The sequence below is a fragment of the Actinocrinis sp. genome, assembly GCF_035650855.1.
GTDB lineage: Bacteria > Actinomycetota > Actinomycetes > Streptomycetales > Catenulisporaceae > Actinocrinis.
The window spans coordinates 12,080-34,632 of record NZ_DASRGV010000093.1 but is presented as its reverse complement, the minus strand read 5'-3'; the positions used below and the strand labels follow the sequence as shown (position 1 = coordinate 34,632).

General features: G+C 71.5%; 20 protein-coding genes. 10 read left to right on the top strand and 10 right to left on the bottom strand.

Annotated elements, in window-relative coordinates; genetic code table 11:
• The 4 genes from VFB40_RS07585 to ligD all read left to right on the top strand — a co-directional run.
• On the top strand, nucleotides 1-315 hold a 315-nt coding region (locus VFB40_RS07585; protein WP_324848582.1), incomplete at its 5' end, for a hypothetical protein.
• Nucleotides 316-519: 204 nt separating this feature from the next.
• Nucleotides 520-1,062, top strand: a complete 543-nt coding sequence (locus tag VFB40_RS07580) for a LuxR family transcriptional regulator (protein ID WP_324848581.1) — start codon at nucleotides 520-522, stop codon at nucleotides 1,060-1,062.
• Nucleotides 1,063-1,253: 191 nt separating this feature from the next.
• A complete protein-coding gene (locus tag VFB40_RS07575) occupies nucleotides 1,254-1,697 on the top strand; it encodes a hypothetical protein (protein WP_324848580.1) in 444 nt (147 codons plus the stop codon).
• Entirely contained in the window at nucleotides 1,694-2,614 is a 921-nt protein-coding gene (ligD, locus tag VFB40_RS07570) for a non-homologous end-joining DNA ligase (RefSeq protein ID WP_324848579.1), read from the top strand. The genes VFB40_RS07575 and ligD overlap by 4 nt, the downstream gene beginning before the upstream one ends.
• 235 nt (nucleotides 2,615-2,849) lie before the next feature.
• On the opposite strand, the gene VFB40_RS07565 is transcribed toward ligD, so the two are convergent.
• Nucleotides 2,850-3,479 (bottom strand): hypothetical protein, encoded by a 630-nt coding sequence (locus VFB40_RS07565; RefSeq protein ID WP_324848578.1) that lies wholly within the window; start codon nucleotides 3,477-3,479, stop codon nucleotides 2,850-2,852.
• A 354-nt stretch (nucleotides 3,480-3,833) separates the two neighbouring features.
• On the opposite strand from VFB40_RS07565, the gene VFB40_RS07560 reads away from it, so the two are divergent.
• Nucleotides 3,834-4,433 (top strand): hypothetical protein, encoded by a 600-nt coding sequence (locus VFB40_RS07560; protein ID WP_324848577.1) that lies wholly within the window; start codon nucleotides 3,834-3,836, stop codon nucleotides 4,431-4,433.
• 188 nt (nucleotides 4,434-4,621) lie between these two features.
• On the top strand, nucleotides 4,622-5,125 hold the full coding sequence (locus VFB40_RS07555) for a hypothetical protein (protein ID WP_324848576.1): 504 nt from the start codon (nucleotides 4,622-4,624) through the stop codon (nucleotides 5,123-5,125).
• A gap of 194 nt (nucleotides 5,126-5,319) precedes the next feature.
• On the opposite strand, the gene VFB40_RS07550 is transcribed toward VFB40_RS07555, so the two are convergent.
• The 3 genes from VFB40_RS07550 to VFB40_RS07540 all read right to left on the bottom strand — a co-directional run bounded on the left by VFB40_RS07550 (nucleotide 5,320) and on the right by VFB40_RS07540 (nucleotide 9,107).
• Nucleotides 5,320-7,800: a glycoside hydrolase family 65 protein gene (locus tag VFB40_RS07550; RefSeq protein ID WP_324848575.1), complete on the bottom strand. Its 2,481-nt coding sequence runs from the start codon at nucleotides 7,798-7,800 to the stop codon at nucleotides 5,320-5,322.
• Nucleotides 7,797-8,540, bottom strand: a complete 744-nt coding sequence (locus tag VFB40_RS07545; protein WP_349261381.1) for an HAD family hydrolase — start codon at nucleotides 8,538-8,540, stop codon at nucleotides 7,797-7,799. Before VFB40_RS07545 ends, VFB40_RS07550 begins: the two co-directional genes overlap by 4 nt.
• A gap of 168 nt (nucleotides 8,541-8,708) precedes the next feature.
• Nucleotides 8,709-9,107 (bottom strand): WhiB family transcriptional regulator, encoded by a 399-nt coding sequence (locus VFB40_RS07540; protein WP_324848573.1) that lies wholly within the window; start codon nucleotides 9,105-9,107, stop codon nucleotides 8,709-8,711.
• 375 nt (nucleotides 9,108-9,482) lie between these two features.
• Here VFB40_RS07540 and VFB40_RS07535 point away from each other — a divergent pair, with 375 nt between their 5' ends.
• The 4 genes from VFB40_RS07535 to VFB40_RS07520 all read left to right on the top strand — a co-directional run bounded on the left by VFB40_RS07535 (nucleotide 9,483) and on the right by VFB40_RS07520 (nucleotide 14,168).
• Nucleotides 9,483-9,821, top strand: a complete 339-nt coding sequence (locus VFB40_RS07535) for an STAS domain-containing protein (protein ID WP_324848572.1) — start codon at nucleotides 9,483-9,485, stop codon at nucleotides 9,819-9,821.
• Nucleotides 9,822-9,947: 126 nt separating this feature from the next.
• On the top strand, nucleotides 9,948-10,373 hold the full coding sequence (locus VFB40_RS07530) for an ATP-binding protein (RefSeq protein ID WP_324848571.1): 426 nt from the start codon (nucleotides 9,948-9,950) through the stop codon (nucleotides 10,371-10,373).
• Between the two features lie 17 nt (nucleotides 10,374-10,390).
• On the top strand, nucleotides 10,391-11,392 hold the full coding sequence (locus VFB40_RS07525; protein WP_324848570.1) for a SigB/SigF/SigG family RNA polymerase sigma factor: 1,002 nt from the start codon (nucleotides 10,391-10,393) through the stop codon (nucleotides 11,390-11,392).
• Nucleotides 11,393-11,681: 289 nt separating this feature from the next.
• Nucleotides 11,682-14,168, top strand: coding sequence for a SpoIIE family protein phosphatase (locus VFB40_RS07520; RefSeq protein WP_324848569.1), 2,487 nt, complete (start codon nucleotides 11,682-11,684; stop codon nucleotides 14,166-14,168).
• A 53-nt stretch (nucleotides 14,169-14,221) separates the two neighbouring features.
• Here the strand turns inward: VFB40_RS07520 and VFB40_RS07515 are convergent, their stop codons facing one another.
• The 6 genes from VFB40_RS07515 to VFB40_RS07490 form a co-directional block, all read right to left on the bottom strand.
• Nucleotides 14,222-16,471: an ATP-binding protein gene (locus tag VFB40_RS07515; protein WP_324848583.1), complete on the bottom strand. Its 2,250-nt coding sequence runs from the start codon at nucleotides 16,469-16,471 to the stop codon at nucleotides 14,222-14,224.
• 213 nt (nucleotides 16,472-16,684) lie between these two features.
• Entirely contained in the window at nucleotides 16,685-17,200 is a 516-nt protein-coding gene (locus VFB40_RS07510; protein ID WP_324848568.1) for a bleomycin resistance protein, read from the bottom strand.
• A 168-nt stretch (nucleotides 17,201-17,368) separates the two neighbouring features.
• The gene (locus VFB40_RS07505) at nucleotides 17,369-17,851 is read right to left on the bottom strand and encodes an OB-fold nucleic acid binding domain-containing protein (RefSeq protein WP_324848567.1); all 483 of its coding nucleotides are present in this window, start codon (nucleotides 17,849-17,851) and stop codon (nucleotides 17,369-17,371) included.
• A gap of 80 nt (nucleotides 17,852-17,931) precedes the next feature.
• Nucleotides 17,932-19,929: an APC family permease gene (locus tag VFB40_RS07500; RefSeq protein WP_324848566.1), complete on the bottom strand. Its 1,998-nt coding sequence runs from the start codon at nucleotides 19,927-19,929 to the stop codon at nucleotides 17,932-17,934.
• Nucleotides 19,930-19,980: 51 nt separating this feature from the next.
• Nucleotides 19,981-21,663, bottom strand: a complete 1,683-nt coding sequence (locus VFB40_RS07495) for an RNA polymerase sigma factor (protein WP_324848565.1) — start codon at nucleotides 21,661-21,663, stop codon at nucleotides 19,981-19,983.
• Nucleotides 21,664-21,792: 129 nt separating this feature from the next.
• Nucleotides 21,793-22,530 carry a helix-turn-helix transcriptional regulator gene (locus VFB40_RS07490; RefSeq protein WP_324848564.1) on the bottom strand — a complete coding sequence of 246 codons (738 nt, stop codon included), beginning with the start codon at nucleotides 22,528-22,530 and terminating at the stop codon, nucleotides 21,793-21,795.
• Nucleotides 22,531-22,553 lie beyond the last annotated feature (23 nt).

Genomic DNA, 22,553 nt, shown 5'->3' with positions numbered 1-22,553 from the left:
ACGAAGCGCGCGGAGGAGATCGCCGCGCGGACGGTGAACAAGGAGCGGGCGCGCAGCGGCGAGGCCAAGTCCTCAAGCCCCAGTTCGAACCGCGGACCGTCCCCGTCAAGCCGCGGCGGCCAGCGTTCCGGCGGCTCCCGCAGCTCCGGCAGCAGTTCTCGCAGCTCAAGTAATTCCCGCAGCTCAAGCGGCTCCGGTCAGACCTACCGCGAGCTCTACGCCGAGGCCCAGCGCCGCGACATCAAGGGCCGCTCCACGATGGACAAGGCGCAGTTGGAGCGTGCGCTGTCCTCCTCGCGCGGCCGCAAGTCGTAACCGCGAGCCGTGACAGCGAATGCCACAAGCTGACGAACATGCCGGTCTGAGCAGCGTCGCGACACTGAACCGAATCGCTTCGGAAACGGGTGCATGCTTCGCGCTTCTCGGGGTACAGCGGCGCTGCTTTCGACCCGAAGCCGGATTCCGGACCAACCGCTGCGCGGTGCGACCGGCCGGCTCGCAGATTCATGGAGGTGCCAGGTGACACTTACGGAGGCGACCGCCCCGCCACTTCGGCCCGCGCGCCTTACCGTCGCGCGCCCCGCCGCACAGGAAGCGCGGCAGCGCGACGCCCGCCCCCGCCGGCTGCGTCGGCCGCTGACCGCCCGCGAGATCGAGGTGCTGGCACTGATCGCGGACGGCAAGACGAACGAGGAAGTGGCCGCCCAGCTGGGCATAGCCCGGCACACGGTGAAGAGCCACATGGCGCACATCCTGGACGCCCTGGGCGCCATGAACTCCGCTCACGCGGTGGCTATCGCGCACTGCCGCGGCGACTTCGGCCCGCGCCGCAAGATCGCCTGGAACCCGGACGTCTCCTACCGCGAGGTCCAGGTCCTCGAAGGCGTCGCAGTAGGCATGACCGACGTCCAAGTCGGCCGCAAGCTCTGGGTATCGCAGCACACGATCAAGTCGCATCTGCGGCGCATCTACGTCAAACTCGGCGTCAGCTCGCGCGCGCAGGCCGTGGACACGGCCTTCCGCAGCGGACTGCTGGTCGCCCGGAACCCCGCGAAGCGTTAAGCGCCCTCTTCCCCCGGCGCGACGCTGATTCTGCAGGACACGGATTCACCCTCTGCGAAGCACTCGTCCTTGCGAGCCGGTTCGACACAGAGCCGGCCGAGTGCCACCGCCACCGGCAATCGGTTCACCAAACGGCCGCGGCCCGCCTTCGACGACGCATGTCTCGGCGACGCCAGGGTAGCCGTCGAGGCATGACAGAAGCGATCTTCACCGACGTGATCACGGACGGTGAGCCCGAAGTACGCCTTCCGGGGCCCGAGCCGACCGATCCGCTCACCCCGACTCCCGATCCGCCCGACCCGATGCATCCTGGCCCGATGCAGCCCGACCCGGCGAGGCCGGATCCGATCCAGCCAGACCCGGTGCCCGCGCCGCCGCCGGGCCCGCCCGGACCCGATCCAGTGCCGCCCAGGCCGGGAGGTCCCGATCCGGCGCCTCCGCTGCCGGAGCCCGACCCGGTGCCGCCGCGGCCGCCGGGACCGGATCCCGAGCCGCCGCTGCCGGGACCGACGCCCGGTCCGGCGATCGCGCAGGACACCCCGCCCATGCCGGCTGACGACGCCGGATCACAGTCCGAGCCTGAGCCCGAGCCTGGCGACGCGGCGCCCTGGGCGGACGGCTGGAAACGGCCGTGACCACCCGCGGCTCGGCCACCCTCGTCAGCATCGACGAGCACCGGGTGCGCCTCTCCAACCAGGACAAGGTCCTGTTTCCCGAGGCGGGATTCACCAAGGGCGACATGGTCGACTACTACCGCCGGATCGCGCCTGTCCTGCTGCCGCACCTGGCCGGTCGCCCGGTGACGCTCAACCGCTTCCCGGACGGCACCGGCGAGTCCGGCTTCTTCAACAAGAACGCCCCGCCGAACACGCCCTCGTGGCTGCGCACGGTCACGCTCGCCGCGCCGCACAGTACAAAGGGGCGCGACACGGTGCGCTACCTCATGATCGAGAGCACGGCGGCGCTGGCCTGGGCCGCGAACCTCGCCGGGATCGAACTGCACGTGCCGCCGTGGCGCGTCGGCCCGCGTGGCGGCATCCGTGGCGTGGACCGGCTCATCTTCGACCTCGATCCGGGCGCTCCGGCCGGGCTGGCCGAGTGCGTCCAAGTCGCGCTGCTGCTGCGTGAAGCGCTCGACGCGGACGGGATCACGACGTACCCGGGCGTGTCCGGTGGCAAGGGCATGCACCTTTACGCGCCGATCCGCGAGACTCCGCCCGAACAAGCCGCCGGCTACGCACACCGCATCGCCTCCGCCCTTGAGAAGCAGCACCCTGATCTCGCGGTGACGCAGATGGCGAGGGCTCAGCGGCCGGGCAAGGTGTTCATCGACTGGAGCCAGAACAGCGGCCCGAAGACGACCGTCGCGCCCTACTCGCTGCGCGCAAAGCCGAGGCCCACGGTCGCGGTGCCGCTGCGCTGGCAGGAGGTCGAGAAGGCCGATCCGGGCTCGCTGGTCTTCGAGGCCGCCGACGTGCTCGCGCGGGTCGAGCGCGAAGGCGATGTCGCGGAGGCGATCCTGCGCGGCGGCCCCGCGCTGCCAAAGGACTGATCGCCGCGCCGAGGCCGGCGAAAGATTCCCGAGCAACTTGGATTGGCCCCGTTTAGTCCCGCGGTTCGCGGTTAACCGGTGCGTAGGGCCTGCCGGGTGCCCTCCCCCCTCCCCCGGCGGGCCCCATACCTTTGCCCTCTCCCAGCCGGCAGAACAGCAAAGACCGAGGGTGCCGCCCGAATCGGGCGGCACCCTCGGTCATTCGTTCGCTCTCGACCCGCTCGGTGCTAGCCGGTCAGCGGCGCCTGAGCCGCCGACGGACGCGCACCGGCCGTCCGGTCAGCGGCGAGACAGGGGCCAGCGAGGGGGGCGCCTCGTAGTCGCCGACCTGCCGGACGACCTGGTCGTGGACCGCGCGGTCGTGCGTCGCGTAGCGCTCCATCGGGTTCAGCGGACGGATCACCTCGACCCCGGCGCCTTCCACCAGCGGTATGTCCTGCGTGTCTTCCGGAGCCGCCGGCCGCGCGCTGGTCGTGGCGACCGGGTTGCCCAGGCCGGTGCTGCTGCCGGTCCCGTCGCCGCCCGACGGGTCGTCGGAGGGCTGGCTGTAGGGGACAGGCACCTCCAGCAGCGGCGGCGCCTGCAGCACGGCAGGCGGCGGCGCGGTGGTGATCGGGTTGCCGAACACGTCCAGGATCGGCTCGCCGAGCGGCTCCACGACTGCCGCGACGTCCGCCGCCTCATGGCCGAGCAGCGGGCTGTCGCCGAGGGCGAAGCGGATGACCAGATCGGCGATGCCGGCCACCATCATGATCAGTCCCGCCGCGTGCAGGTCGAGCCACCTGGGGCTGGACTGGATAGCGAAGGCGAACACGCCGCCGAGCGTGATCACGATCAGTGCGCCGACGAAGCTGGTGCGTCTCATCGGTCGGTATCTCCCTCCCGGCCGCGATCGCCATCCCGGGGTGCCGGGCCGCATCGGACTGGCCGTCAGATTCGACGTCGTGTACCCGCGTACCGCCAGGCCATGAGCCCTCGCGCGCATGACTTGCGCGGGCGCGGTTATTGGACTAGGGCAGGTTGAAGGGGGTCTGGTTCGCCCTGCCCGAAGGACGAGGGCCGAGATGAGGGAGGAACAGTCGAGATGAGTGAGGAACTGTCGCGTCCGCCTGAGCAGACGGCGGCTGAGCACGCAGCGGCGGCAGCTGGGGAGAACGCGGAACAGCGCGAGACCGGCGCGTCCGGCGGCGAGACCGAGGTAGTTCCCGCGGCCGAGCCGGTGCCCGCGGCGGAGCCGGTGGCCGAAACGGAACCCGTGGCTGAAGCCGAACCCGTGGCGGAAGCCGAGGCGAAGGCAGCAGCCGAGCCCGATGCGGGACCCGCAGGCGAGACGGAGACGGAAGCTGAAGCAGAAGCCGAGGCCCAGCGCGGCGGCCTGCCCAAGGGGTCGATCGCCGCGGTCGGCGAACGGCTCGGCCAACGCGTCGCTCAGGTGAGCGAGGCCGCAGGCGACAAGGTGGCGCACGCCGGTGAGGTCGCTGCCGCGCGCATCGCTCAAGTCGGCGGAGCGGCGGCAGAGCGAGTCGCCCACGTCGGTGAGGCCGCCGGACAACGGGTCATCCTCGCGGGCGAAGCCGCCGAGGGCACGGCCGTCGACGCCCAGACCCGCGCCGCGCAGGCCAAGCAGCGCATCACCAGGCAAGCCGGCGAACTGGCCGAGCGAGTCCGGCATTCGACTCCGCCTCCCGTGCGCGAGAAGGGGAGCCGCGCCGTCGACGTCGTCAAGAAGCACCCGCGCGAAACGGCCGTCGGGTCGGCGATCATCGGCCTGGTCGCGGTGATCCGCCGCCGTGGAAAGCGTTCCGGCAACGGCGAGTGATCGCGCGGTACGCACCGGCCGCCGGCCCCTGCGAAGCTGAACCTCAGCTCCTTTCATCAACCGCGCTCGATCCCGGTCGGGTGAACGATCCTGGTCGCCGTGCCGTTTCGAATATGACGCGCTGGGCATCCGGAAGTCCTGGTCAGCCGACGGCGATCCGAGCGGTCGCGGGAGCAAGGGGCGAGCGGGTGAGTGAGATCGGGCGCAACAGCAGGGGCCGTACGGCGGCTGCCGTGGACGAGTACCTTCGCGCACTCGGCCGGGCGGCGCGGGACCAGGCTGTCGCAGAGGCCGAGCAAGAGGTCTGCCGAGTCTGGAGCGAGGAACTCGCCCGGGTCCAGCACGTGACAGAGCTCGGAGTCGCCTCCGCCCACGCGGCCACCCAGGCGGCGCAGATCCTGGTGCGCGAGGAACAGCGCATCGGCGATCTCGAGGGCCTGGCGCGGGCGCAACAGCAGTTGGAGCGCGCCAAGGACCAGGAGCGGCGCAGCGGCGAGGCGGCGCGGGTGCTGCTCGACGTGGTGGCGGAGGAGCAGGAACTGCTCGCCGTCGCCGCCGAGGAACGCGAGACGGTGGCGCTCGCCAACCGCATCTGGCTCTCCTCGGCCGGACGCGCCGTGTGCGCCGCGGAGGCGGACGAGGGCGTCGATTCCGGTATGCGGCTCGACGCCTCCGACTTCGACGACCACTGACACTGACGGCGCCCGACACTGACGGCGCCCGACACTGACGACCGCTGACACGACGGTGACCAACCTCGCCGAGGCCACAAACCTCTCCAGGCGTCTATGAAACCGAAGCGGCCGAGCCGACTAGCCCGATCGGCTCGGCCGCTTCGTGTCGCGGTCGCCTCGTTTTCGTCTCGACAGCTCTTGCCGCCGCCGGCTCAGCGGCGGCGCGGCTCCCGGCCCGGCGGCTGCTTGGGCGCGGGATGGGCCACCGGCTCCGGAATCGGTGCGCTGACCGAGCCCCCGGCCCGGACGGTGAGCTTGGTGCCGTGGTGGCGCAGTTCCAGGCGGACGGCGTCGGTCTGCGCATCCGAAGCCTGCGACTGCCCGTCCGCCCCGTCCGCTGCGTCGGCCGTCGCCTGCTCGGGTCGCGGCGAGAGTTCGGGCACCGAGTCCGCCGCGGCCTCCGGGTCCGCGCCGAAGGCCGGCCGCGCGGCGAGCGTGTACGTGGCCTGATCCTTACGGACCTCCACCGTCAGCACCCTGCCGTCCAGCAGCAGCCGGAAGGTCATCCGGTCCCAGCCCGCAGGCAGGCGCGGCGCGAAGAACAGGCCGTCCTCGCGGTGCCGCATCCCGCCGAATCCGGCCACCAGCGCGATCCAGCTGCCCGCGAGCGCGGCCAGGTGCAGGCCGTCCGCGGTGTTCTTCTCCAGGTTGGCGATGTCCATCAGCGCGGCCTCGCCGAGGTAGTCGTAGGCCAGCCGCAGATGTCCGACCTCGGCCGCGACCACCGCCTGGCTGCACGCGGACAGGGACGAGTCGCGCACGGTCAGCGGTTCGCAGTACTCGAAGTCCCGGGCCTTGTCCCGGTGGTCGAAGGCGTCGCCGCGCAGGTGCAGCGCCAGCACCAGATCCGCCTGCTTGATCACCTGCTTGCGGTAGAGCTGGAAGTAGGGGAAGTGCAGCAGCAGCGGGTACTGGTCCGGCTTCGTGCTCTCGAAGTCCCAGAACTCGTGCTCGGTAAAGCCTTCAGCCTGCGGATGCACCCCGCGCGTCTCGTCATAGGGCACGAACATGCCTTTGGCCGCGGCGCGCCAGTGGTCCACCTCGTCCGGGGTCACGTCGAACTGGTGCGCCCAATCGGGATCGCACTGTACGGCGTCCGCGGCGGCATTGAGATTCTGCTGCGCCATGAGGTTGGTGTACACGTTGTTGTCGGCCAGCGCGCTGTACTCGTCGGGACCGGTGACGCCTTCGATGCGGAACTGTCCGGCGCCGTCGAAGTGCCCGAGCGAGCACCACAGCCGCGCCGTCTCCACCAGCAGCTCCAACCCGGTCTCGCGCTCGAAACCATGGTCGTGCGTGGCCAGCTGGTAGCGCAGCACGGCGTCGGCGATGTCCGCGTTGATGTGGAAGGCCGCGGTGCCGGCCGGCCAGTAGCCGGAGCATTCCTGCCCTGAGATGGTGCGCCACGGGAAGGCCGCGCCGCTCAAGCCGAGCTGCGTCGCCCGCTCCCGCGCCACCGGCAGCGTGCTCTGCCGCCAGCGCAGCGCGTGCGCGACCGCATAAGGGGCCGTATACGTGAGCACCTGGAGCACGAACGTCTCGGTGTCCCAGAAGGCGTGCCCGTCATATCCGCTGCCGGTCAGCCCCTTGGCCGGGATCGCCCGCTGCTCCGCCCGCACGCCCGCCTGGTAGAGGTGGAACAGCGCGAACCGGACCGCCTGCTGGATCTCCGGATCGCCCTCGATGTCCACGTCCGCGCAGGACCAGAACGTGTCGAGGCACGCGCGCTGCTCCGTGAGCAGCCCGTCCCAGCCGGTCTGCCGCACCGCGCTCAGTGCCGCGTCGACCTGATCGCGCACGGCGGGCAGCGACCGGGTGGCCGACCAGCCGTAGGCGACGAACTTGATCAGCTTGAGCGTCTCGCCCGGCTGCAGCAGCGCGCCGACCGTGTACCGGCCGAGGTCCGCCTCGCTGACCGCCCGGCTTCGGGTGCTCTCCGGCCCCTCGACGATGTGGCCCATCGCCGCCCCGACCCGCAGCTTGCTGCGACGCACCGTGTGCACCATGGTGATCTGCTCGTCGCCGAACTCCTCGTGCAGATCGGCCTGCAGCGGCGAGGAGAGCGCCGCGGCGGCGCGCGGGTCGGCGGCGGCCGGCGGCAGTTCCTCGTTGGCGATCAGCTCCGACTGCACCACCACCCGGGCCGGCCCGTCCACCGCCTCGACCTCGAAGCAGACCGCTGCGATCGAACGCTGCGTGAGCGACACCAGCCGCGTCGAGCGGATCCGCACCGTGCGCCCGGCCGGGGACTCCCACTCGGCATCGCGGCGCAGCACGCCCGCGCGCAGGTCGAGCGTGCGCTCGTGCGAGTGCAGCTTTCCGTAGCGCACGTCGAACGGCTCGTCGTCCACGAGCAGTCGGATGAGCTTGCCGTTGGTGATGTTGATCAGGGTCTCGCCCGAGTCCGGATAGCCGAAGCCCGCCTCGGCGTAGGGGAGGGGGCGCAGCTCGTAGACGCCGTTGAGATACGCGCCCGGAAGCCCGTGCGGCTCGCCCTCGTCCAGATTCCCGCGCCAGCCGATATGCCCGTTCGACAAGGCGAACAGCGACTCGGAATGCGGCAGCAGGTCAAGGTCGAGCTTCGACTCGCGCAGGCACCAGGGCTCGGTCTGGAAGACGGGATGCTCGATCACCGGGCCGCCGCCAGCAGCTGGTCGAGGTCGGTGACCACGACGTCGGCGCCGTGCTCGAACAGCGCCTCGCGCTGCCCGAGCCGGTCCACGCCGATCACCTTGCCGAAGTTGCCGGCCCGGCCCGCCTGCACCCCCGCCTGCGCGTCGTCGAACACCGCGGCCTGTGCGGCCTCGACCCCGAGCGCCCGCGCCGCCGCGAGGTAGCTGTCCGGGGCGGGCTTGCCGAGCAGGTCGTGCTCGCGCAGGTCGTTGCCGTCGAAGGTGGCGTCGAAGAGGTCCGCCATGTTCGCGGCCTCCAACACCGCGTCGCAGTTCGCGCTCGACGTGACCACGCCGGTACGCAGACCGGCTGCGCGCACGGCCTGTACGTAACGTACCGAGCCTTCGTACCGCTCGACACCCTGCGTGCGCAGCAGGTCATTGAACGCTTCGTTCTTCGCGTTGCCGACGCCCTGGACGGTCTCAGCGGTCGGCGGGTCATCCGGCTTGCCCTCGGGCAGGTCGATGCCGCGCGACATGAGGAACGAGCGCACCCCGTCAGCCCTCGGTTTGCCGTCTACGTACTGCTCGTAGTCCTTCACGTCGTCGAACGGCTGGAACGGACGCGAGTCGCGCGCACTGAGCGCGCGCAGCAGCGCGTCGAAGGTCTGCTTCCAGGCCGAGGCGTGCACGGTCGCCGTCTTGGTCAGCACGCCGTCCATGTCGAACAGGCAGACCCGGATGGAGTGTTCGAGGCCGATTCCGGAGGCGTCCGGCTGGGCGGTCTGCGCCGACGGGTCGGCGCTCCTCGACGAACCGGCGGCATCGGATGTGGTCACGGTGGAGGCTCCTTCGTGTCCTTCGGGCCGGGCGCGGTAAAACGTCGTCGGCGGCGCGGTGGCTCGCCGGCGCCGCTCGTTTCTTGCAGCCTATTTCCGGACGCTCGTGGCGGCCGCCTGGCGCGGGTTCGCGTTCGCCCGCATCCGCTCACGCTCGGTCGTGCCGCCCCAGATGCCGTACAGCTCCCCGGTCTGCAGCGCGTACGCCCGGCACACGGCACGCACCGGACAGTGCGCGCAGATCGCCTTCGCCGCGGTCTCCCGGAACCGGCGCTGGTGGTTGCTCTCGTGGTCGGGAGCGAAGAACAGCGACGGATTCGCGGTCCGGCACGCGCCGCGCTCCTGCCAGTCGTCGTCCGGCATGGGGTACGGGACCGGGGCCTTGCGAGGGCGGGCGGCGCGGGTGGCGGGGCGGGCGCTCGCCTCAGGCGGCGCCGCGACGGCCGACGCTGAAAGGCGGATGCGCTCGGGGGCTTGGACCGGGGGCATGGCGTGCTCCTTCCCAGGAGTGCGGACGAGGCGGTGGACCCTCGCCGAACTCTCCGTTTCGCGCGGTCGCAAACCGCCGATGTCGTGCAGTGAATGCCACGATTCGGTACCAGTCACCGGTTCACGGCGCCGGGAACCGTCGTCCGGCGCGATTCGGGGGCTCGAATCAGGTTTGCCCACGCGGATAGCGGTTAGCAGGAGCGGACGCTCGACTGAGTAAGGGTGAGACGTGTGCCAGTAACCGGCCGCACCGAAGCGGTAACCGACCGACCGGACCAGTCAGTCGACCGGCCAACCGACATGGCGGCCGGCCGGCAGTATCGTGGACACCAGGGGTCCATCTCGTACGACCACGAATACAAGGGGATTGCACCAATGGACCGCTTTGGCGTCAGCGTCGGGGACTCGGGCCAGGGCCGGTACGTGGTGACCGTGCGCGGCGAGCTAGACCTGGCCACCGCAGACCGGCTGTGGACCGAACTCGAGCCGCTGCTGGCGCCGCAGACCGTCGTGGTGCTCGACGGGACCGAGATCAGCTTCCTGGACTCCAGCGGCCTGCGGGTGCTGCTGCAGGCCGGCAACCGGGCCACCTCCGGCGGCGCCGCGTTCCGGCTCGTCGCGCCCCAGCAGGCGGTGCAGCGGGTGCTCGACCTGGCCGGCACCGGCGATCACCTGCAGACCCGCGACACGGTCGACGAGGCCCTGGCAGGCTGAGTCCAGGGCCGCCGCGCCGTACCGCCGGCGCGCGAGCCCCACGCGGACCGCGATCGAGATCCGCGCGAACGTCCAGATCTACAAAACACCGAATCGACTGCGGGCAACTCGGAGGGAAGCAGAGCGATGCACGAGGACAACCCGGCCGGACCCGACTCGCTGCCCGGGCCGCGAACCGTGGTGCTGTCGATCCCGGCCGACCGGGAGCAGGTGGTGCTGGTCCGGTCGGTGGCCGGGCACATCGCGGCCAGGCTCGGACTGTCCGTGGCCGAGCTGACCGACCTGCGGCTCGCGGTGGACGAGGCCTGCGGGCTCTTCCTGCTCGTCCCGGGCTTCGGCCTGGCCGGCGAGCTGCTCGAGTGCCGCTTCGAGGAGCAGCCCGGCTCGCTGGCGGTGACCGTGAGCGCCCCGGCCGAGTCTTCGGTCGAGCCGGACGTCGACGACATCGGCTGGATCATGCTCAGCGCGTTGGTCGACGAGCTGACCTGGAAGTCGGAGGGCAGCGTCGCCCGGCTCACCCTGGTCAAGCACCTGTCGGTGCGGGGCAGCTGATGAGCCGGGCGGAAACGGTGAGCGTCGAGGATAAGCAGCCGGGGGCCGACCCGGCGGCGCGCGGCTCCGGGCGGCCGAAGGCGCGGCCGTCCGGCTCAGGCGCGGCCATACCGGACGGCGGCGCAGTGAACGGCGGCGCGCTTGACGACAACGCGGCGATCGACGCTGCGCCGGACACACCGGACACGGCGGCCGATGCGAACGAATCGTCGGACGACGCGAGCGCGAACAGCTCGGCTCCCAGCAATGCCCCCGTCTCCCCGCACGCCGAGCGGCGGGCCGAGACGATGCGCATATTCCACCGGATGCGCAAGCTGCCGCCGGGCGACCCGGAGCGGGAGCGGCTGCGCGCCGAGGTGATCGAAGACCACATGGCCTACGCCCGCCGGATAGCCGCGCGCTACGGCGGACACGGCGAGGTCGTCGAGGACTTCGTGCAGGTCGCCTATCTCGGCCTGGTCAAGGCGGTGGACAACTTCGACCCCGACCACGGCACCGGCTTCCTCGGCTATGCCACGCCGATGATCATGGGCGAGATCAAGCGGTACTTCCGGGACGCCACCTGGGACGTGCACGTGCCGCGCCGCATGCAGGAGCTCTCCAGCGCGCTGCGCAAGGCCACCGAGGCGCTCACTCAGGAACTCGGGCGCTCGCCGAGCGTCGCCGAGTTGGCCGAGAAGGTCAAGGCGACCCCGGAAGAGGTGATCGAGGCGATGGACGCGGCCTCGGCGTACACCACGGCCTCGCTGGACCGGCCGGTGCGCGTCGACGCCGCCGAGGGCGCCAGCCTGGCCGAGTTCGTCGGCGGCGAGGACCCGCGCTTCGAAGCGGTGGTCAACCGCGAGGTGCTCAAGCCGCTGCTGGCCAAGCTCGGCGAGCGGGACAAGCGGATCCTGATGATGCGCTTCTTCCGCGGCATGACGCAGTCGCAGATCGGGGAGGAGCTGCACGTCTCCCAGATGCAGGTCTCCCGCCTGCTCACCCGGATCCTCGAAGACCTGCGAGCCGGCTTCGAGTAGGCCGGGGCCCGCGCTGAAGGCCGGTTCGCGCCGACACGACAGGCGCGACCGGCCTGCCGCGCTTTCGCGCGGACTCCGCTCGCAGCGCGGGCCGGGCGCGGCCGCGCCGCTCCCGCAGGCGCCGCCGTGCGCCCGTTATGCGGACGCTGATATAACCGTTCCGGACGCGCGACCCCGCCGCCCCCGGAAACTCCGGGCGGACTGGAGCGCGCGCGCTGCCCGAGCCGGCTTTCGTCCTGCATAATGCAACGGATCGGCACCCACTATCAGCCCTGGAAGGGGAGGGGAGATGGCTCAATCGGGCGACGCGCCGCGTGACGCGTCCGCCGCGAGCACGCCCCCTGACCGCGAGCGCGCGGCCCAGCCGCAGCCGGGCCCGCAGGTGCCGCGCCCCGGGCTGATCCCGCCCGTCGAGGTGCTCACCCGGGTCATCGAGGAGCAGCGGCACGCCGAGGCCGCGCTGCAAGCGAGGTTCCTCGAACACGGGCTGATCGACCAGGCGATCGGGGTGCTGGCCGCGCGGCTCGAATGCGATCCGAAAGAGGCCTTCGACCAGCTGCTCGAGATCGAACGGCGGTCCGGGCGGGACCTGCTCGAGGTGGCCGGGGAGCTGGTCGGCCAGCAGACTCAGGCGCGTACCCGGGCGCCGATCGAGGACGCCGTCCCGGTCTACGGCCCCGGCATCGCCAGGCTTCAGCGCAGCCGGGACGGCGACGAGCTGGCCCGGCTGCTGCTGGGCGACACCCTGGCCTGGTCCGGCGCCGTGGAGGCGGCGATCGCGCTGCTGGAGCCGGACGGCGCGTTGGAGCTGATCGGCTCCGCGGGTCTGCCGCTGCGCGTGGTCAGCCAGTGGCGGCGCATCCCGCCGCAGATGAACTGCCTGCTCAACGCCTGCATCCGGGAACAGACGGCCACCTGGGCCGACACCGTCGTCACGATCGGGCAGCAGGAGGGGTTCCGCGCGCCGTACGTGCTCGGACCCGCCGGCGCCGGCGGAACCTCACCGAATCCGCTGCACGTGGCCGTCCCGTTGCGCATCGGCCGCGGGCTCATCGGCGCGGTCGAGGTGGGCTGGCCGGCGAACACCGCGTTCACCACCGACGTGCGGCGCGAGATCGTCACGCTGATCGAGTCCGCCGCGCAGGCGGTGGTGCGGGCGCGCCGGCTCGCCAACGAGCCCACGGAGCGGCGCGCGGCCCTGGAGGACGCGGTCGCGCTCGACCAGCTGCGGGAGATCATCGACGCGACGTGGGAGCCCGCGCTGCTCGTCGCGCCCACGCCGATGGAGCACGGGCACGACTCCCCGGACGAGCCGGGCGAGAGTGAGCTCGGTTCGATAGGCGGACTGAGGGTCATCGCGCTCAACCGGGCGGCCCGCGAACTGATCACCGGCGGCGTGGCGGCCCCGGACCCGGTCGGCCGCAGGCTCACCGAGTCGCTGCCGTGGATCGCCACCTCCGGGGCCTTCGACGCCCTGCGCGAGGTGCTGCTCACCGGGACGCCGCTGCGCGACCCCGCGCACACCTACCTCGGACCGGGGGAGAACGGCGGCCGAAGCCGCACCATCTCGATCAGCGCCACCCGGCTGGCCGAATCGCTGCTCTACATCACGCTGCGCCCGGCCGGTGAGCAGCGCGGCGACGAGGAGGCCGTGGCCGCGCGGCTGCGCCGGATGGCCGAGACCGGCTCCTGGGAGTGGGACGCGGCCACCCGGGAGGTGCACTGGTCGCCCGAGGCGCTGATGGCCTTCGGCTCGCGCACCCCGCCGGGACCGGTCCCGGGGGACCGGCCGCCCTACACCGTGCATCCCGACGACCAGCTGGAGCACGACCGGCTGATGCGCACCCTGCTGCGCGGAGGCCGACAAGCGCAGGGCGAGTTCCGGGTGGTGCGCCCGGACGGCGCGGTCCGGCACGTGCGCATCGCCGGGGAGCCGATCCTCGGCCAGGGCGGCTCGGTCAGCTCGGTCTTCGGCACCGTGCAGGACGTCACCGAGCAGCGCCGGGCGCAGACCGCGCTGGAGATCGCGCACATCCAGCTGGCCGCGCAGCGCAGCCGGGCCGAGTCCGAGCGGCAGCTGGCCACCCTGCTGCAGCAGGTGATCATGCCGGTCGAGCCCGTGCGCGTACCGCGTTCCGCCGGCCTGGAGATCGCCGCGCGTTACCGGCCGGCCAGTCCGGGTGCCGGTCTCGGCGGTGACTGGTACGGCATCCTGCCGCTGCCAGACAACCGGCTGCTGCTGACTGTCGGCGACATCGCGGGGCACGGTTTCGCCGCCGCGACCGCGATGGCGCAGCTCTTCCACGCGCTGCACGGACTCGCGCTCACCGGCGCGGACAGCCAGCAGCTGCTGGGCTGGCTCAACGCGGTGACCTGTTCGCTGCCCAACTTCACCCTCGCCAGCGCCTGCGCCGCCCTCTACGACCCGGCCGACCGGCGGCTGTGTATCGCAAACGCCGGGCACCCGAGCCCGGTGCTGGTACGCGGGGGCCGCGCGGCCACCATCCCGCGGCCTACGGGCACGATGCTCGGCGTGGACCCGAACAGCCGGTACGAGGAGGTGACCGTCGCGCTGGAGGAGGAAGACATCCTGCTGCTCTACACCGACGGCCTCATCGAGCGGCGGCGGCACAGTCCCGACGAGAACCTGGGGCGCCTGCTTGCCGAGGCTTCGACGGTCGGACCGGACCTCGAGGCGTACGTGGACCGGATCCTGCAACGCATCAAGTCCGACACCGACGACGACACCTGCATCCTGGCCGTCCGGTTCACCTGAGCACGAGCGGATCGCACGGCGACCGCTTGGCGACCGGGCGGCCTCGCGAGCGCTCAGTCGGAGATCATCGAGCGGATCAGGGCGAGCAGCACGTCCACTTCGACCGGCTTGGGCACGTGCGCGTTCGCGCCGGCGGCGAGGCTGCGTTCCCGGTCCCCGGTCATCGCCTTGGCGGTCACCGCGATGATCGGGAGTTCGGCGAACTGCTCGAGGCTGCGGATGTACTCGGTGGCCGCGTAGCCGTCCATGCCCGGCATCATGACGTCCATCAGGACGAGCTTGATATCCGGGTTCTGCAACAGCGTCTCGATACCCTGACGGCCGTTGTCGGCGTGCACGACGGAGAGGCCGTGCAATTCCAGCGCGCTGGCCAGCGCGAAGACGTTGCGCACGTCATCGTCGACGACCAGCACCTTCTCGCCGTTGAACCGGATCGCGGACTGCGGCGGCTCGGCGGCCAGCGACATCTCAGCCGTCGGGTTGGGCAGCGCGGTGAGCAGGTGCAGCGTCAGGCGCTCGATGGCCTGAGCCCGCGAGCCGATGACCTCAAGCCCGCGGACGCTGCCGAGCGCGGCCAGGCGCGCCGTCGTCCCGCTGCCCGCGCCGGCCTCGTAAGCCAGCACCGGGACGGTCGGATCGAGGCGGGCCACCGTCGCGAGCAGGGTCTGGACCTCGGCGGGCGGCATGCTGAGGTTCACCAGTACGCTGACGACCTCGTGGCCGGTCAGTGCCCGCTCGATCTCACGCGAGGTGACTTCCGGCATGACGAGCAGGTCGACGCGGCCGCGCATGCTGCCCACGCCGTCGATCGCGGTGCGGGCCGCGTGTTGCATGGCACGCGCCGCCTGCGGCTCCACGATGAGGACGACTGCGGCCGGCTGAGGCGTCTCGACGCCGAGAGCGAGGAAGCCGGTGGAATCGTCGGACGCGGCGGCGGCCGCCTCAGCGAGCTCGGCCGGGCTCAACGCGTCCGCGGAGCCGTCGACCCCGCTCTCGGCCGGACCGCCGTTGCGCGCGGCGGCGGCCTTCTTGGCGCCCGAGCCCCCCGCCGCACCGCTCTGCCCGGACGAGCGGGTTCGGCCGGGCGTCTGGGCCTTCTCGCGCGCCGAAGTGCCCGACTCGATCGGCACGGTGAGCGTGAAGGTGCTGCCTTGGCCGGGCATGCTGCTCACCCGCAGTTCGCCGCCGAGCAGCCGGGTCAGTTCGCGGCTGATCGACAGGCCGAGCCCCGAGCCGCCGAAGCGCCGCCCGGTCACGCTGTCGCCGTGCTGGAACGCCTCGAAGATGGCTTCGTGCCGGTCCGCAGCGATGCCGATCCCGGTGTCGTGCACCGCGAAACGCAGCAGCGCCGGGTCCACCGCATCGCGGGTGACCTCCAGGGTGATGCTGCCGCGCTCGGTGAACTTCACCGCGTTGGACAGCAGGTTGCGCAGGATCTGCTGGAGCCGCTGCTCGTCGGAGTCGATGCTCTCCGGCGCGTCCTGGGCCACCTGCACGATCAGTTCGAGGCCCTTCTGCGCGGCCTGCTGCCTGGCTTCCGCCTCCGCGCGGGTGACCAGGGTGTCGACGGAGATGCGGTCGGTGTGCACGGCCATCCGGCCGCTCTCGACGTTGGCCAGGTCGAACAGGTCGTTGATCAGCTGGAGCAGGTCCTGGGCCGCGCCGTGGATGGTGCGGGCGAAGTCCATCTGGCGCGGGGTCAGATTGCCTTCGGTGTTGGTGGCGAGCAGCTGGGCCAGGATCAGCAGGCTGCTGAGCGGGGTGCGCAGCTCGTGCGAGATGTTGGCCATGAACTCGGCCTTGGCCCGCGAGGCGACGGCCAGCTGCCGGGCGTGCTCGTTGAGCTCGAGCCTGGCCTGCTCGATCTGCGCGAGCTGCCTCGCCGCGGCGGCGGTGGTCCTCGTGTCGCCGGCCGCAGTGTCGCCGGCCGCAGTGTCGCCGGCCGCGCTTTCGGTGCCGGGCGCGGTCGCGACCGCGGCGGGCGCGGCCGGTCCGGCCGACGCGGGGCCGGGAGATGCGGAGCCGGGGGCGGCGGATCCTGCCGCGGAGGCGGCACCGGTCGCGGCGACCGCCGTGGCCGCGGCGGCGGAGGCCGACTCGGTCAGCCGGCGCAGGGCCGCGGCGCCGGAGAGCCCGGCGATCTGGTCGGCCAGCGCTTGATTGTGCTCGGCCAGCTGGTTGAACAGCTCGCCGAGTTCGGCCAGCTCGTCGTCGCCGGTGACCGAGGCGCGCGCGCCCAGGTCACCGTCCCGTACCGCCCGCATCGCGGCGAGAAGCCGCGCCAACCGCGGGTCGGGCACCACTGCCAAGGCGGACCTCCAGGGGGACCCCGGCGTGCCGGGGCGGCGATCCCAGTGTTCTGAGATAGTGCCGCGACGGTGGTTCCCGGCCGCGACGTCCTGATCGCACTATATCCGCCGGAACGGCCCGCTCGGCCATCGAGCGAGCGGTCAGCCCATACCTTTAACGCGCGGCAACCGTATCGTTGCCGCGCGCGGCGATTGAGGGCCGCGAGACTACGCCGAGTGAACACCAGTTTCACGCAGCGGTCCGATGCGCAGCGTATTGCCGTCCGAGTCGATCACCGCGAACAGGCTCGTCCCGTACGCGGCGGTGCCCGGGAGATCGAGGCAGTTCACGCCGTCGTCGCTCCAGGCCGTCCGTAGCGCGGCCGGATCCGGGACGCGCAGATAGCAGCCCGAGCCGTTGCGCAGCGGGTCGAGCGCCGGGTCAAGGTAGAGGTGCAGTTCGACCGGCCCGAGGGCGAGGCGCAGGTAGTCGGCGGCGCGGCCGAGCACCGTGAAACCGAGATAGCGGTAGCAGGCGGCGGCCCGGTCGAGGTCCCCGCTCGGCAGGATCGGCACCGCCTGGCCGCCGCGCAGCGTTCCGGCGGCGCCGGAATCGGCAGCACCGGAATCAAGGGGGGCGGAATCGGCAGGCCCGACTGCGGTGGCGCGCACGGACGCCGCCGCGGTCGTGGAGCCGGCGCCGCCGGACGGGGAGTCGGCGGCGAGCGGCCGAGGGGTCGGCATAGCGTCAGTGAAGCCCAGGAACGCCGCCCTGTGTGCCGCGTTCGCGGCATTCATACGACGCGGCGGCGATTACTCGCGCAATTCAAACGCCCGCCGCTCTTGCCGAACGCCGCTGAGCGGTCCCGCCTACCGGCGCGGCGGCGATCAACGGCCGGATCAGCGGCCGGATCAGTCGGAGGCCGAGGCGCGAAGCTCGTAGATCGGGTTGTAGATCGCGCGGTTGCCGCGCAGCGTGGTGATCCGGCCGCGCAGCTTGATCGTGCGGCCGGGGCTGATGCCGGGGATGTGCCTGCGCCCGAGCCAGATCACGTTCACCGTGCCGGTGCCGTCCCACAGCTCGGCCTCCAGCGCGGGCACGCCGGCGTGCGGCCGGAAGGTGACCGTGCGCAGCGTGCCGACGAGGCACACCTGCTCGCGGTCCTGGCACCGGCCGATCGGCATCGCCTCGGAGGCCTGGATCTCCGCCTGCAGCTCGTCGGCCTGCAACTCGTCCGGATCCGCCGCCAGCCGGGAGAACAGCCGCCGCAGCTTCGAGCCCTGGCCGCGCGGCGCACGCCCGCCGGCGCCGGCGTCGGCCTCGGGGCGCGGTGCGTCGCTGCGGCGGCCGGTTGATGCGGCCGGGTCCGTGTCTGTGCCGTCGAGCGCTCGCATCCTCGCGGGCTCCTTCCTGGAACTGGTCCTGGCGGCGGGGCGGTATTCGGTTGTGGCTCTGGTGGCGGCGGCGCCGGGGCTCAGCCGCTCTTCGAGGGGGTCTTCGTGGCGGGCGTCTGGTTCAGCATCTGCTGCTTGACTCTTTCCTGCCTGCTGACGGCCGAACGCAGCTGGTAGGGCACGCTGGCCACCACCACTCGGCGCTGGAAGAGCAGCCGGCCCTTCAGCCGCAGCGCGGACTGGTTGTGCAGCAGCTGCTCCCACCAGTGTCCGAGTACGTACTCGGGGATGTAAACGGTCACGATATCGTTCGGGTTCTCGGTGCGCAGGCGCTTGACGTAGTCGACGATCGGCCGGGTGATCTCTCGATACGGCGAGGCGATGACTGTCAACGGGATCGGGATGTCCCTTTGTTCCCAGTCGCGGCGCAGCGCCTCGGTCTCGGCGCTGTCCAGATCGACGGTCACCGCCTCCAGCCGGCTCGGCCGCGCCGCCCTCGCGTAGCCGATGGCCCGCAGCGTCGGCAGGTGCAGCTTGGAGACCAGCACGATCGCGTGGTTGTTGCTGGGCATGGTGACCTTGTAGTCCGGCGGCGGGGTCAGCTCCACCGAGACCGAGTAGTAGTGCCGCTGGATGCCCCGCATCACCAGCCAGATCAGCGGCATGGCCACCACCACGATCCAGGCGCCGTTCATGAACTTCGTCGCCAGCACGATCGCCAGGACGATCGCGGTGATCACCGCGCCGACCGCGTTGATCGTGCGGGAGCGCAGCATCCGGTTGCGCGCCGCGCGGTCGGTCTCGGTCGCCAGCAGGCGGTTCCAGTGCCGGATCATGCCGGTCTGGCTGCACACGAAGGACACGAACACGCCGACGATGTACAGCTGGATCAGCCGGGTCGGCGACGCCTTGAACACGACCACCAGCGTGATCGCGAAGCCGGAGAGCAGCAGGATGCCGTTGGAGAAGGCGAGCCGGTCGCCGCGGGTGTGCAGCTGGCGGGGCAGGTAGCCGTCCCGGGAGAGGATCGAGGCCAGCACCGGGAAGCCGTTGAACGCGGTGTTCGCGGCCAGCACCAGGATCAGCGCGGTGACGAACTGCAGGATGTAGAACATCGGCGAGGCGCCGCCGAAGACCGAGCGGCTCACCTGGGCGATGACGGTGCGCGGGGTCTGCCCCGACGGCAGGCCGATCAGGTTGGCGGCGTCGGCGGCGTGCACGTGTCCGGCCAGCGCCAGCGCGGTGACGCCGGCGAACATGCTGACGGCGATCCCGCCGAGCAGCGCCAGCGTCGTCGCGGCGTTCCGGCTCTTCGGCGGCTTGAACGAGGGCACGCCGTTGCTGATCGCCTCGACACCGGTCAGCGCGGTGCAACCGGAGGCGAAGGCGCGCAGCAGGAGGAAGGCGAGCGCCAGGCCGCCGTAGCTGCCCGCGGCCTTGATCTGGTAGTGGGCGCTCTCGGCGGCCAGCGGGTGGCCGGTGAAGATCCGCAGCGCGCCCCAGAGGATCATGATGCCGATGGCGGCGATGAAACAGTAGGTCGGAATGGCGAACGCGGTGCCTGATTCGCGCACGCCGCGCAGGTTCATAAGGGTGATTACGGCGATGACGCACACCGAGATCAGCACCAGGTGCGCGTTGAGCGAGGGGATGGCCGAGGCGAGGTTCGCGACGCCCGAGGAGACCGACACCGCGACGGTGAGCGTGTAGTCCACCATGAGCGCGCTGGCGACGGTCAGGCCGACCCGCGGGCCGAGGTTGGTGGTCGCCACCTCGTAGTCGCCGCCGCCGGACGGGTAGGCGTGTACGTTCTGCCGGTACGAGGCCACGACCACGAGCATCAGGAACCCGACGGCGCCGGCGATGTACCAGGTGTAGTGGAAGAAGGCCAGGCCGCCGGCCGAGAGCACGAGCAGGATTTCCTCAGTGGCGTAGGCGACTGAGGAGAGGGCGTCGGAGGCGAAGACCGGCAGCGCGATCTTCTTCGGCAGCGTCGCCTCGCCGAGCATCTCGCTGCGCATCGGTTGGCCGACCAGGACGCGCTTGGTCATCCCCATGAGTGAAGGCACGCCGGGCATCGTAAGCCCGCGATACGGTTGGCCGCGAGGCGCCTGCCGCGCGTGTCCCGCTCAGGGGATGATCTGGAACGAGGGCGAGACCGTGACCAGGATCGGCGCCTGGGTCCCCTTCGGCTCCACGGTGAAAACCACCTGGGTGAAGTCGATGTACACGGTGATGGTGTCCGATTGCCCGGAAACCATCGGCCCGCCTGTCGTCGGGAACGCGCTCGGCGAGGTGTTCGACGGGGGAGGCGGCGGCACGATGATCGTGTAGCCGGACACTGGCCCGCCCCGAGCGATGAGTTTGAAGGTGCCCTGGTAGGCGTTACCGCTGAAGGGTGCGAGCACGAAGGTCGGGTTGGCGACGAGCACGCCGGGTGGCGGCGGGGGAGGGCTCGGCGAGGGCGACCGGCTCGGCGACCGTGACGGTCGCGCCGACGTGCGTACCACGATGACCGAGGGGCTCGCCGACGGTGACGCGCTCGCCGACGGGCTCTGACTCGGGCTTGCGCTTGGAGACGCGGCGCTCGTCGATATCTCCACGAGCAGTGAGGAACCGTCGCCGGTGTCCACGACCGCGACCACCGAAGGCTCGTGCGTGGGGATGGCCGCCGCCGTGTTGCCCGGCGAGAGGTAGCGCAGCGTCGTGTAGCCGCCTATCCCGAGCAGCAGCACGAGCAGGACCGCGGCCGCGACGAGCGTCTTGCGGCGTGCGGCGGCCAGCGGCTTGCGGCGCCGGTCCAGCGGTACCGGGAAGCCGTCCCGGTTGAACGGCTCGGCCCGTTTGGCGACGCGGGCGCAGTACTCGGCCAGGTTCGCCGCCGCGGCTCCGCCGAGAGCGCCGTTCGCGATGTTGCCGAAGTTGCCTGATCCGCCGGTGCTTGAGCCGCTGCCGCCCGAACCTCCAGAGTCACCCGAACCTCCTGAGTTCCGTGAGTTCCCTGAGTTGCCCGAATTGCTGGTGTTGCCGGTGTTGCCGGAGCCCGGCATCGCGTCGCCCACCATGCGCATGACGTTCGCGCGCAGGCCCGGCGGCAGCAGCAGGAGCGGCATCGCGCCGAGCAGCATCTCGGGTCGCAGCTCGTACCGCTTGCGTTCGCCGCAGATCTCGCACTGCTCGATATGCCGGTTGATCCGCTTGCGCAGCAGCGCGGTCAGTTCGCCGTCCCAGCCGTCCAGGATCGCGGCCAGTTCCGCGCACTCGGCCCGGCCGGTGCGCGCCACCAGCAGTGCGCCCAGCGACTTCTCCAGCTGTCCGCGCGCCCGCGAGAGCAGGGCGTGCGCGTGGTTGGCCGAGACCCCGAGCGCCGCCGCGAGATCGGCGCCCTCCAGCTCGTGCCGGACGTTGAGCTCGAAGACCTCGCGCTCGCTCGGGTTGAGGCCCTGGATCGCGGCCCAGATCAGGCCACGTACGTCTGCCTCGCGCAGTCCCGCATCGACGTCGACGGCGTCGTCGCTCACCTCTCCGGCCTGATCGAGTTCGACCATGCCCTGGCGGCCGCGCAGCCGCCGCAGGCACTCGTTGCGGGCCACCGCGTAAAGCCACGGCCGCAGCCGGTCCGGATCCCGCAGCCCGTCGAGCTTCTGCGCCGCGACCACGAACGTGTCCTGCAACGCGTCGGCCGCGTCCTCGGCGTCGCGCAGCATCGAGCGGCAGTACGTGTACAGCGCCGAGGCGTATCTGTCGTAGGCGGCAGCCAGTCCTGCCGGGTCGCCCGCCACGATCGCGGCGACGAGGTCCCGATCCTGCATGCGCACACCGTAGTGAGTCCCGAGCGCTTAGTGGAACACACGGTCGAACACGACTGAGTCACATAAGCGCGTCTTGATGTAGTCGAGCAGGTCGCAGTCGCCGGCCGTGGCAGGCCCGGCGAGCGGCGATCAGATCCAGCCATTGCGCACCGCGTAAGCCACCGCCTGCGTCCGGTTGCGCAGGTTCAGCCGGATGGTGAGCGACTGGAGCACGGCCTTGATGGTCCGCTCCGAGTAGGCGAGCTTGATCGCGACCTCACGGGTGGACAGGCCGTCCGCGATCAGCTTGAGCACGTCGCGCTCCCGCTCGGTCAGCCCGGCGAAGGACAGGCCGCGCGGTTCGAGCGTGGTCCGATTCAGCAGGCTGACCTGGTCGAGCAGATGGCGGACCAGGTCCGGCGGCATGTCGCCCTGGCCCTGCGCCGCCGCCCGCACGACCCGCACGACGCGCTCCGGGCTGGCCTCGGTGCGCCGCAGCACCCCGCACACGCCGGAGCCGACGATTCCGGCCATCGCGCGCGGGTCGAGTTGCCCGACGACGAGGACGACCGGAGTTCCGTCGGCGCGGTGCAACGCGGTCAGCCAGCGCGTCGCGGGCTCGTCGACGACGTCTGCGATCGCGATCACCACCGCCGCCGCCTCCCCGGCCTCCGCGATCCGCAGCTCCGGGCGCTGGCGCAGCTGCACCAGGACCCCGGCCTCGGAGATCGGGTCCAGCGAGTGCACGCGCACCGCGATGCGGTACGGACGGCCCGCGAACTGACGCTGCGTCGAAGCCGGGGTGCCGACCGGGTGCGCGGGGTGGAGCGGAGCGGCTGACGGCGTGGCTGACGGTGCGACAGGCGCGATGGTTGAGGTGAGGGACATGGCGACCGCCTCCTGGTATCGAG

What these genes read in the sequence shown, in the direction of transcription:
- VFB40_RS07500 (WP_324848566.1), bottom strand. Translation starts at nt 19,929, where the DNA reads ATGCCCGGCGTGCCTTCACTCATGGGGATGACCAAGCGCGTCCTGGTC.
- VFB40_RS07540 (WP_324848573.1), bottom strand. Translation starts at nt 9,107, where the DNA reads ATGCCCCCGGTCCAAGCCCCCGAGCGCATCCGCCTTTCAGCGTCGGCC.
- VFB40_RS07530 (WP_324848571.1), top strand. Translation starts at nt 9,948, where the DNA reads ATGCACGAGGACAACCCGGCCGGACCCGACTCGCTGCCCGGGCCGCGA.
- VFB40_RS07490 (WP_324848564.1), bottom strand. Translation starts at nt 22,530, where the DNA reads ATGTCCCTCACCTCAACCATCGCGCCTGTCGCACCGTCAGCCACGCCG.
- VFB40_RS07505 (WP_324848567.1), bottom strand. Translation starts at nt 17,851, where the DNA reads ATGCGAGCGCTCGACGGCACAGACACGGACCCGGCCGCATCAACCGGC.
- VFB40_RS07575 (WP_324848580.1), top strand. Translation starts at nt 1,254, where the DNA reads ATGACAGAAGCGATCTTCACCGACGTGATCACGGACGGTGAGCCCGAA.
- VFB40_RS07565 (WP_324848578.1), bottom strand. Translation starts at nt 3,479, where the DNA reads ATGAGACGCACCAGCTTCGTCGGCGCACTGATCGTGATCACGCTCGGC.
- VFB40_RS07535 (WP_324848572.1), top strand. Translation starts at nt 9,483, where the DNA reads ATGGACCGCTTTGGCGTCAGCGTCGGGGACTCGGGCCAGGGCCGGTAC.
- VFB40_RS07495 (WP_324848565.1), bottom strand. Translation starts at nt 21,663, where the DNA reads ATGCAGGATCGGGACCTCGTCGCCGCGATCGTGGCGGGCGACCCGGCA.
- VFB40_RS07520 (WP_324848569.1), top strand. Translation starts at nt 11,682, where the DNA reads ATGGCTCAATCGGGCGACGCGCCGCGTGACGCGTCCGCCGCGAGCACG.
- VFB40_RS07510 (WP_324848568.1), bottom strand. Translation starts at nt 17,200, where the DNA reads ATGCCGACCCCTCGGCCGCTCGCCGCCGACTCCCCGTCCGGCGGCGCC.